Below are 9,502 nucleotides of genomic sequence, written 5' to 3'. Positions count from 1 at the left end.
TCGGCGTGTCGGTCCTGATCCTGCTGGTGGCGCTGTCCGTGGTGGCGGCCAGCAGGCTGCCCTGCCTGCCGGAGACCCTCCAGAGCCCGCACCAGCCGAAAACCAGCACCAGGTCCGAAGGGGTGTGCTGCCGCAGAGAGAGGTCCGCGCGGCACCACCTCCCCCGGAGGTGTGGAACGCCTCTGTTCTCCCGGGCACCCGGCAACGACACCGGCGGCCCGTCCCGCGCTGGAGGACGACGCTGTTTTTCCGGATCCGGGGACAGGGGGACCGTCCTGGGCAATACTGTGAGGATCCGCCCACCGGCCCCTTTGCCGGGGAAACCCGCAGAGCACGCGGTCTCCTGGGCACGGGCCTCCAGGAGCCGAGGCCCACGACCCCTCCAATGCCGCCACGACCGGCCGGCCCCCAGAGAGGACGGCAACATGCGCAGATCCAACGTGCCGGCCTATGTCCTCGTGGGATTGCTGACGGTGGGCGCGATCGGTATGGGCAACCTGATCCAGCTCGGCTATGCCGCTGCCGGTGTCCTGATGGCCGTGGTCGCGCTCACGGTCCTGGTCATCGGCCAGCGGTCGATCGCACAGGACCACACCGGCGCCACACCAACAGGAGCGGACAAGGCGGTGCTCACTGCCATGACGCTCTTCCTGGGCGTGGGCGTACTCAGCGTCCTTCTCACCGGGGTGTTCCGGATCCTCGAGGGCGCAGCACTGCGAGGAGCGTCCTGGCTGGTCCTGGGCGGTCTCCTGGCCGCTGCCGGCGTCACGTTCCTCCGCGGCCACTGGCCCCGCTGACGCCCATTCCCACCGCCCTGCCGCTGGCCTCGTCGGCAACAGGAGCCCGCCCGGGGTCCGCTCCTGGTGGAGAGCAGGCTGTGGGTGAACACTACGACCGGGCTCAGCGACGTTGGGAAGAAGTCTGCGTCTACGTGGCGACGTGCGTGCTTCCCTACAATTCTTGCGGTAAGGCATGGCCGCGGACCAAGCATTGGCCAGCAGTTTGTCGACGGCACGTGAAAACTGACCCCGTGGCGGCAGGCGGATTCAACGGTGGGTTCTAGCGGTCGTCTTCTTCGAGACCGGCCACGTCTCCACGACGGTCGGCTGTGCCGTGGCCGTTGCGGTGTTCGTCGTCATCGGGCGGAGTCTCGCCGGGAACTCTTCAGCCCCTGGTGGGCGTTCCACCGGATCCGCCCGCCCATCACTGCGGTTCCGGGAGGCCTCTGCCGGCACCAAGGCTCTCACCGTCCTGGGTCTGCTGCTGGTTCCCGGGCTGTGGCTGATCAGGGACGACCAGGCCGTCCTGGGCATCCCCGTGCTGATGGTCGCCCTCGTCCCCCTGCTCGTGGTGCGTCCCCCTGCTCGTGGTGCGTCGCCGTGTCACAGGTGTCGGCCCCGGGTCGGCGGAACCGGACCACCCGTAGTAGGCACGGTGGAGCACCGCCCCGCCGCTTCCCCACCGGTCCGGGATACCCGGCTGCTCGAAGTCGTCGCGGAGATCGTGGCGCTGCTGGCGGCCATCGGGCGGGGTGGGCGGTGTGCTCCTGCGGGACGTGTGCAGTTTCCCGGGATGCCCCGACCACAGCTTTGCTGGCAACTGCGGGACACGTCGTTGTCGTTGTCGTCGGGCCTGGGCCGGTCGGCTGGGCGCCAGGTGGCCGACAGCAGGGGCGCCGCCCGGAATCGACCGGGCGGCGCCGCCCCTGCTGTCTGGTCGGATGCCGCGGTACCGCGCTGTCTTAGAGGGCGCCGTTCTCCCAGGGGCCGGTGATGGCGTAGGTGATGCCGGGGCTCTGGACGTTGAAGAACAGGATCCGCCCGTCGGGGCTGAAGGTGGCCCCGGCCAGCTCGCTGGTGTTGGGGGTGTTCAGTTCCACCAGGTCGAAGATCTGGCCCTCGGTGGTGACTCCGCGCAGCAGGTCCTTGCCGCCGCCGTCCTCGCACAGCACCAGGCCACCGGTGTTGGGGGACACGCAGAGGTTGTCCGGGCTCTGCAGCACTTCCGGGTCGGTGGACTCGTAGACCAGCACGAGCTGCCCGCCTGAGGCCCCGCGGGGGCGGTACTCCCAGACCTGGCCCAGGCCGGCGTCGCCGCCGCTGGTGGAGTTGATGTAGATCGAGCCGTCGCCGTACCAGGCGCCCTCGAGCCGGTCGAAGACCGCCCCGCCCTGGGCGTGGCCCTGCTTGAACACCGCCAGGCTGTCGGTGCTGTCGGGGTCCGGGTCGGCGATGTCGACCCACTCCACCGGCAGCGGCTGGCCGGTGTGCTGGCTGTAGCGGGTGTCGTACTGGGGGCGGTCCTTGATCGCCATCATCTGCAGCCGCCCGCCGGTGGCGAGGTTGTTGGGGTCGGTGGGGAGGAACCGGTAGAACCCGGAGGTGCCGCGGTCCTCGGTCTCGTAGACGATGCCGGTCTTCGGGTCGATCGCCACCGCCTCGTGGGTGAACCGGCCCATTGCTTTCAGCGGCACCGGGTCCACCGGGGCGGTGGCGTCGGCGGGGACCTCGAACACGTAGCCGTGCGGGTGCTCCACGTCCAGGCCGGTGAAGGTCTCCTCGCAGGAGAGCCAGGTCCCGGCCGGGGTGGGGCCCCCGGCGCAGTTGCGGATGGTGCCGGTCAGCGACGGGTAGGTGCTCACCAGTTCCATGGAGCGAGGGTCGAAGACCAGGTTGGTGGTGCCACCGGCGGCAGCAGGGTCGTAGCTGCGCGCCCCGAAGGCCGGTCCCTGGGATTGCTCGTGGTTGCGCACCAGGCGGATCAGGCCGTTCTCGCCCTCGAAGGCCGCCATGCCGTCGTGCATGCCCGGGGTCGGGGTCCCGTCGCTCATCGGGGTCCCGGTGTGGCCGAAGGCCACGTAGGTGAACCCGGCCGGCAGCAGCAGCTCCCCGCCCGGGGCCGGGCGCAGGGCCCCGTAGCCGCCGTTGTTCGGGGCCTGCATCGTGTCGTCACCGCGCTGGCGCCCCTGGGCGGCGTGGGCGGTGTTGCCCATCAGTGCCGACAGCGCCGCGGCCGCGCTCAGTGCCCCACCGGCCTTCAGGAGTCCTCGGCGCCCCACCCGGGTCATCGCTGGTGTCTGTGCTCTCGTCATCTCGGTCATGTCCTCACTGGATCGGTCGACTGCTTCCAGGCACTGACTCCACCAAGAGGATCCGAATAGCGGGCCAGCGCGACGTGAATGCCCAGCATCATGCACATGACTGGATTCCTCATCGGTCGCCCGATCACCGGGGGCTGTACGAGTGAGGAGCCCCACCCCACAGCAACGGGAGTATCTCCGCGGATACGTCCCCCTGAGAGGCGGGCTGGAGCTGAGGGCGGAATCGCACCGGCCGGGTCGGTGACTGGCACTGAGACGGATTCACCAACAAAGTCCTCCTCATCATGCGGGCACTGTGAACCGCCCAGGCGGACCCCAGGTGCGTCGAACCAGAAGTGGACTCCTGCCGATGATGTTGTCCTGACGGGGCGGGATCATAGCCGGGCCGTGGGCGGGGGTGCCCCGGGGAGATTCGTCGCCCGTTGGCTGGGCCGTCACGCGGTGGAGGGCCGCCGGTCACCGCCGGCCTGCAGGGTGGGGGCGCTCCAGATGCTCACCGGAAGGACCTCCTCATGACCCCGTTCCTGCGCACCCTCACGGCCACCGGCGCCGTTGCCGTCTCCCTCCTCGCCCCGCAGGCGGCGGTGGCCGCCGAGGCCGAGCTGGGCGAGCCGCTTGCCCAGGCCCACGCCCACAACGACTACGAGCACGAACGCCCCCTGCTGGACGCGCTCGAGCACGGCTTCACCTCCGTGGAGGCCGATGTGTGGCTCGTCGACGGGGAGCTGCGCGTGGCCCACGACTCGTGGGAGCTGGCCGGCGCCCCGACCCTGGAGGAGGCCTACCTCGATCCGCTGGCCGAGCTGGTCTCCCCGGACGGCAAGCAGCTCTACCCCGGCTACGACGGGGACTTCCAGCTGCTCATCGACCTCAAGAGCGCCGGCCCGCAGACCTGGGCCGCCGTGGAGGAGGAGCTCGCCGAGCACCGGAAGTTCATCACCCGCTACCAGGACGGGAAGGTCAAGGACCGTGCGGTGGAAGCGGTGATCAGCGGCAACCGGCCGCTGGCGGACATGCAGGCCGCCGAGACCCGGTACTCCTTCTACGACGGGCGCTCCACCGACCTCGGATCGGGGCTGGACCCGGAGTTCATGCCGCTTGTCAGCGAGAACTGGACGAAGCTGTTCACCTGGCAGGGCGTGGGCCAGATACCGGCGGCAGAGCGGGAACGGCTCCACGAGTACGTGGCGCAGGCCCACGAGGCGGGCTACCGGGTGCGGTTCTGGGCCACCAACGACATCGCCGGCCAGGCCCGCGAGAACCTCTGGTCCGAGCTGCGCGCCGCCGGGGTGGACCACATCAACACCGACGACCTCGAAGGACTGGAGAAGTTCCTCTCCGCCCCCGCGCACTGACCCGCCGGCAAGAACGCGCCCCGGGCCTCCGCACAGGAAGGTCCTAGCCTGCAGACTCCGTGCCCGGCTAGGACCTTCCTGTGCCCCGTCCCGGCGGGCAGATCCCGGTGCCGACCCGCCACGTGCACACCCGAGGGATATCTAGCGCCGATAGGGAGGCCCGCCACAGGTGGAAGGAAACGCGCTACTCGCCCAGGGCAGCACCCCCGGGGCCCATCAGCTCCTCCGGGCCCACCGGGCGCCCAGACACCGCCAGCAACAGGGCGATGGCAGTTCCTCGCACTGACTCGCCTGCCCCCACGTCGAAGTCCGTGTCGGTGGCTACCAGACGCAACCCGCGTGCCCGTTCGGCGCCGCCGCCGCGGTTGACGCTGGTGCTCAGCTGGTGGCCCAGCGCGGTGGCCACGTGGGTCGACGGGTAGTCATGTCGGATGCCCAGCGGGCGCCGGATGTCCTCCCCGTGCACAAACGCCTCCACCAGCCGGGTGGCCGGCGGCGCCGGGGCGCTGGTAGTGCGCCGGCTCACCGCCCGGAACCGGTCCAGTGTGCGGCTCGGGTCCTCAGCCTTCTCTCGTGCCAGGCCGCGGGCGTTGAGGCGGTCGAAGTCGAAGCCGGCCGCCACGAAGTCGCGCACGAATCCCAGCCGGGTGGTCTTCGCGTCATCGACCAGGTGGGCCAGCACATCGTGGACGTCCCAGCCGGGGCACAGCGAAGGGGTGGCCCACTGCAGCGCCAGCAGTGCCTGCAGATGCTGGATCAGTGCTGTTCGCTCGGCATGGACCACGGGCCAGATCTCGCTCATCGGACTCCTCGCTCACCTTCAGGACGTACCGGAGCCGGTCGGGGGCGTGCGCGGCTCGGCACACGCGACCCGGCCCGCCCACCCGAGACGGAGGATAGCCGACGCCCATGCGGTCAACCGGTGACGTGGTCCTCACCGGTCGTCTGGCATCAGACGCAGCAGCAGCCCCCGGAGGCCCTCATGGCCCCGCTCATGGATCGCCCGGCACCGCCCCTGCGAAGGGGCAGGGCTCGACTCTCGGTGTGGTGTGTCGGTGCGCATCAGGCCGGCACCAGCAGAGCGACGGCCCCAAGGACTGACAGCCCGGCGCGCAGGTGGTTCGCCCGGCTCCAGGACCGGTGGTAGCCCGGCCACTGCTCGGCGCCGCCGGTGGCGAGCCGGCGGTTGAGCGGGACGTTGACCGCCATGGTGGACACCCACCCGGCCAGGGAGGCCGTCGCTGCGGCGATCCGCAGCAGCGAAGGGGCCGGTGCGCCAGCGATCTCGACGACAGCGGTGGCCGCGCAGGCGGCGGCGGTGCCGAAGAACAGGATCATGAACGGGGCCCGGACGGCGGCCTCGTTGACGGCGACCATCACCGCGGTCGCCTGCTCGGCCGGGCGGCGGTGCAGTGCCGGGATCACCACCGCGGAGAAGGCGAGATAGAACCCGCCCACCATCCCTGAGCCCACCCCGGCGGCCACCGGCAGCCACCCGCTCACGGGCTGACCTGAACGGTGGCGGGGGCGACCCCGATCCCGGTGGCGGCAGTACGGGTGAGGCGGGCGGCCAGTCGGGCACGGGTGCGCCCGGTGCCGCCGGTGACGAGAACAGGACCAAGGACCGGAGCGAGGGCAGGAGCAGGAGGCGTGGTCATGACCCCAGCCTGCCGCCTGGTGGCTGGACGGTGAATGTCGTGGGGTCCAGTGAGCATCTTCTCGCGTCTAGGGTGAGGGGTGTGGATCCTCTGACCCAGTTCCTCACCGGCCCCCGGGCCCGGGCCGCGTTCACCCTGCGCGTGGTGATGGACCCACCGTTCGCCATCGATATGCGCGACGAGGCGGCTCTGACCGTGATCGTGCCGGCGCTGCCCGGGGTGCACAGTGGTGAGGTCGTCGACGAACGATGCGGTGTCAGTCATGGTGCCGCCCCTTCGAGGAGTGGGTGTGCTTCCAGGATGGACCCCGGCTGTGACCGCTCGGTGGGCACCGGGTGGACGGGCGGTGGCGGCGGTGCGGGACAACGCCGGGGTGCCCGGGCATCGGTGGGAAGCGGTCGGGTCCCCGTCCCCGCGGTGGCCGCCGGTGGGCACGGGCCACACCGCCTACTGCCGTGGTCCTGGCGGGTCAGGAGGGCTGGGACGGGGCGAAGCACAGACGGTATTCCCGGGCCTGGATCAGCTTGGGGAGCCCGGTGGTGGCCTCCACGATCCACAGCACTCCCAGATGAGGTGCCACCTGGCTGACCGTGCCCAGGTGGCGTAGTTGCTGCTGGTCCCAGACCTCGATCTGGTCCCCCGGTTTCACTCGCCCCAGTCCGACGATCCACCCACTGCGCATCATGTGACCTCTTCTGGATCCTTGGGAACCGGGCCTTCCCAGCATGGCCTCCCGGTGTGACGGTGGCGTTGCCAGGTGATGGAGTGCGCATCAATCCGAGAAGAACATCACGCCATCGCCGTGGGGGTGGGTCAGGCGGCTCGGTGGGTCAGGCGGCGGCCGGGCGCAGGCGGGCGTGGGTGAGCAGCCCGTGGTGGTCGGTGTAGGTCATCGGCACGATCTCGGTCCGCGGGGCCAGCAGCCAGGCCCGGGACCCGTAGGCGTGCTGGATCCCCGGGGCCTGAGCGGCCGCGGCGTCGCTGGTGGCCCAGAACCCGGCCGGGGCGCAGGGCTGCTGCCGGTTGACGTCCCCGGCGAAGATCGTGGCCTGGCTCTGGCCGTCGCGGCCCAGGATCGCGGTGAGCTCCTGGCACTGGGCGTCGTTGGTCGCAGCCTGGGCGGGTGAGCCGGCCACGCTGAGGTGGGCGGTGCACGCGCGCACCGCCTCGTCATCCTGCACGCACAGCCAGCGGCGTTCCTCGCTGCCCAGCTGAGCCCCGAACGCCCCCTCCTCGGTGCCGGTGATCGTCCCGTCGGTGAGCACCGCGTTGCCGTAGACACCCCGGCCGGTGGGATCCGTGCACTCCAGGGGCGCGCCACGGTAGATCACGGTGGTGAACCGGTAGTCGTAGCCGGTCTCCTCGGCGATGCGGGCGATGTTTCCGCTGCAGGCCTCGTTGACCGTCACCGCATCGGGGGCGTGGGTGCCAATCGTGGTGATCGCCTCCTCGACCACCGCCGGGTACTCGGTGTTCGGGTAGCACCCGGCCACCCCGGACAGGCACAGGTTCAGCTGCAGCAGGGAAGAGGACTCCGGCCCACCGGCCGGGGCCGTCTCGGGTGCGGCGGCAGCGGCGGGGGTGAGGGCCGTGCCTGCGAGCACGACGGCGACGGCGGTGGAGAGCAGGGCAGGGACTCGGGGGGTGCGCATGGACCGCACTCTAGGGCTGTCAGGTGTCCGCCACCCCACCAGCCGATGAGCACCACCACAACGGCAGGGCACACGTGCCCGCCCCTGAGGTGAAAGGCACGGACGAGACGCGGATCACCCTGGAACCGGCGCACGATCGGTGGGCAGGGTCCTTACCCTGAACGTGGACGACGATGTCGAGCACTCCCCATCCGGCGCCGTGGTCCCCACAGCCCCGGTGCGACCGCTCCTCAGGAGGTTCCTGACCATGACCGACCCCCACCCCATCCCCGCTGCGACCCTGGAACGGCCCCACCCCACGCCGCCGGGTCTCCAGGCGCCTCTCCCCGAGCCGGCCACGGAACTGGGTGCGCTTCCGCTGCGGCGCTACCGGGTGCGCGCCGACCGGCCGGGCTTGCACCTGCACGCCGGGGAGACCGTGCTGTGCGCCCCGTACGAGCCGGGCGGGCTGAACATGGTCGTGCTGGTGCGGTGCGAGGCCGACGGGCACAACCCCGGGGCCGTGCTGCCGGTGGAGGAGCTGGAGGATCTCGGCCCGACCGGCCAGACGCTCGGCCCCGGCTCCTGGGGCAAGCCCGGCGTCCGCCACTGACCGACAGACCACCGTAGGCGGACCGAGAATTTTGTCCTGAGGCCTCCCGGGTGCTGTGCTGAGCGCGCACAACCACCGCGGCGTCCCAGGGAGGGGTTCCTCAGAGACCCGACTCCTCCCGGCCCCGGAGATCCGATCAGCAGACCCACGAACGGGGCCATGGCGGTGTCGTGGCCGCTGACCCGGTGCTGGCCGGGCAGCACCAGCTCACCGGAACAGTCCAGGAGGGACCGAATCGACGGTGAGCATCCCGGTTCTCTGCGGGCCGACCGCGCCGCCGTCCCTGATCCTTGCCGTTGAGGGAGTGGCCCTCAACGCGACACGGGCGCAGGGCGAAAACCCTTGTCGCCGTGGTAATCGGCTCTTTATTCTTCCTCCACGTGCATGTCGGAAGCGCTGTTGCCGTCGAAGGGGCCGTCTTACTCGGGGCTCGGGGTGACCGGGTGCCGCTACGGCACCGTGGAGGACGACCGCAGGGGGTTGGCATGGATGATGAGCGCCTGGGGCAATACCGGTCCCGTCGGCTCAGGGTGGGCCTGCAGGGCGCCGGTATCGATGTCGGGCAGCTGTGGCGGGAGTACTTCCTGCTCGGCGGTGTCGCCGGGCCGGTGGAGGTGGATGCCCATCTGCACCAATGCCTTCCTCTCCCGCCGGTCGAACGGGACCGGCTGGTGCAGGCCGCTCGGCGACTCCTGGACCGCCTGGTGCTGCCCCCTCGAGCAAGCGAGGCCTGACTTCAGCTGATGACAGCCTCCCAACGGGCTCCGTTGCTCCCGGTTGGGTCAGCGGCAGCGCAGGTCGAAGTCCCCCAGGATGAGCATCTTGGGCTGGCCGGTGCTGGTCTCGCGGATCCACACCGCCCCGGCGCGCGGATCGGTTTCTTCCACGGTGCCCCGGTGGTGGAGCACCCCGTCGCGGTGGGCCTCGATCACGTCCCCGATCCGCAGCCACTCCAGGTTCTCGATGGGCACGTACTCCTCGGTCACGGCTTATCCCCTTCCCGCACCCCGGCCTCTGGTCGTCTTCAGTCTCCGACGGCGTCCCGGCCCCGGGCCACGATCAGTGGGTCGGGCGGATAGACCACCTCGGGGTCCTTGTCGTCGTAGTCGAACTGGTTCAGGAAGGCCCGCATGGCGTTGAGCCGG

Annotated in this window: 11 protein-coding genes and 1 pseudogene; 4 read left to right on the top strand and 8 right to left on the bottom strand. The window is 70.7% G+C overall.

Annotated features, from left to right (window positions below):
- Positions 1–425 precede the first annotated feature (425 nt).
- Positions 426–797, top strand: coding sequence for a hypothetical protein (locus IEW07_RS20200; protein WP_188540517.1), 372 nt, complete (start codon positions 426–428; stop codon positions 795–797).
- A 944-nt stretch (positions 798–1,741) separates the two neighbouring features.
- Here the strand turns inward: IEW07_RS20200 and IEW07_RS20195 are convergent.
- A complete protein-coding gene (locus IEW07_RS20195; RefSeq protein ID WP_188540515.1) occupies positions 1,742–3,091 on the bottom strand; it encodes an alkaline phosphatase PhoX in 1,350 nt (449 codons plus the stop codon).
- Positions 3,092–3,612: 521 nt separating this feature from the next.
- On the opposite strand from IEW07_RS20195, the gene IEW07_RS20190 reads away from it, so the two are divergent.
- Positions 3,613–4,455, top strand: coding sequence for a phosphatidylinositol-specific phospholipase C/glycerophosphodiester phosphodiesterase family protein (locus tag IEW07_RS20190; RefSeq protein WP_188540513.1), 843 nt, complete (start codon positions 3,613–3,615; stop codon positions 4,453–4,455).
- Between the two features lie 184 nt (positions 4,456–4,639).
- On the opposite strand, the gene IEW07_RS20185 is transcribed toward IEW07_RS20190, so the two are convergent.
- From IEW07_RS20185 to IEW07_RS20165, 5 genes are all read right to left on the bottom strand, one after another.
- Positions 4,640–5,257, bottom strand: coding sequence for a maleylpyruvate isomerase family mycothiol-dependent enzyme (locus tag IEW07_RS20185; RefSeq protein WP_188540511.1), 618 nt, complete (start codon positions 5,255–5,257; stop codon positions 4,640–4,642).
- A 260-nt stretch (positions 5,258–5,517) separates the two neighbouring features.
- Positions 5,518–5,958 carry an anthrone oxygenase family protein gene (locus IEW07_RS20180; protein WP_229742015.1) on the bottom strand — a complete coding sequence of 147 codons (441 nt, stop codon included), beginning with the start codon at positions 5,956–5,958 and terminating at the stop codon, positions 5,518–5,520.
- Positions 5,955–6,113, bottom strand: coding sequence for a hypothetical protein (locus tag IEW07_RS20175; RefSeq protein WP_188540509.1), 159 nt, complete (start codon positions 6,111–6,113; stop codon positions 5,955–5,957). Before IEW07_RS20175 ends, IEW07_RS20180 begins: the two co-directional genes overlap by 4 nt.
- Before the next feature lie 469 nt (positions 6,114–6,582).
- Complete coding sequence (locus IEW07_RS20170) at positions 6,583–6,798, bottom strand: hypothetical protein (RefSeq protein ID WP_188540507.1); 216 nt, start codon at positions 6,796–6,798, stop codon at positions 6,583–6,585.
- A 145-nt stretch (positions 6,799–6,943) separates the two neighbouring features.
- Positions 6,944–7,765, bottom strand: coding sequence for an endonuclease/exonuclease/phosphatase family protein (locus IEW07_RS20165; protein WP_188540505.1), 822 nt, complete (start codon positions 7,763–7,765; stop codon positions 6,944–6,946).
- A 247-nt stretch (positions 7,766–8,012) separates the two neighbouring features.
- Here IEW07_RS20165 and IEW07_RS20160 point away from each other — a divergent pair, with 247 nt between their 5' ends.
- Positions 8,013–8,357 (top strand): hypothetical protein, encoded by a 345-nt coding sequence (locus IEW07_RS20160; RefSeq protein ID WP_188540503.1) that lies wholly within the window; start codon positions 8,013–8,015, stop codon positions 8,355–8,357.
- Between the two features lie 485 nt (positions 8,358–8,842).
- Positions 8,843–9,091, top strand: coding sequence for a hypothetical protein (locus IEW07_RS20155; RefSeq protein WP_188540501.1), 249 nt, complete (start codon positions 8,843–8,845; stop codon positions 9,089–9,091).
- A 48-nt stretch (positions 9,092–9,139) separates the two neighbouring features.
- On the opposite strand, the gene IEW07_RS20150 is transcribed toward IEW07_RS20155, so the two are convergent.
- Together IEW07_RS20150 and IEW07_RS20145 are read right to left on the bottom strand one after the other, a co-directional pair.
- On the bottom strand, positions 9,140–9,343 hold the full coding sequence (locus IEW07_RS20150; RefSeq protein WP_188540499.1) for a hypothetical protein: 204 nt from the start codon (positions 9,341–9,343) through the stop codon (positions 9,140–9,142).
- Between the two features lie 38 nt (positions 9,344–9,381).
- Positions 9,382–9,502 (bottom strand): annotated as a pseudogene (locus IEW07_RS20145) (polyphosphate kinase 2); the annotation flags it as partial.

It is taken from the genome of Kocuria dechangensis (assembly GCF_014636775.1).
Classification (GTDB): domain Bacteria; phylum Actinomycetota; class Actinomycetes; order Actinomycetales; family Micrococcaceae; genus Kocuria; species Kocuria dechangensis.
Note: the sequence above shows the minus strand (reverse complement) of the source record. Positions and strands in the feature narration are given on the sequence as shown.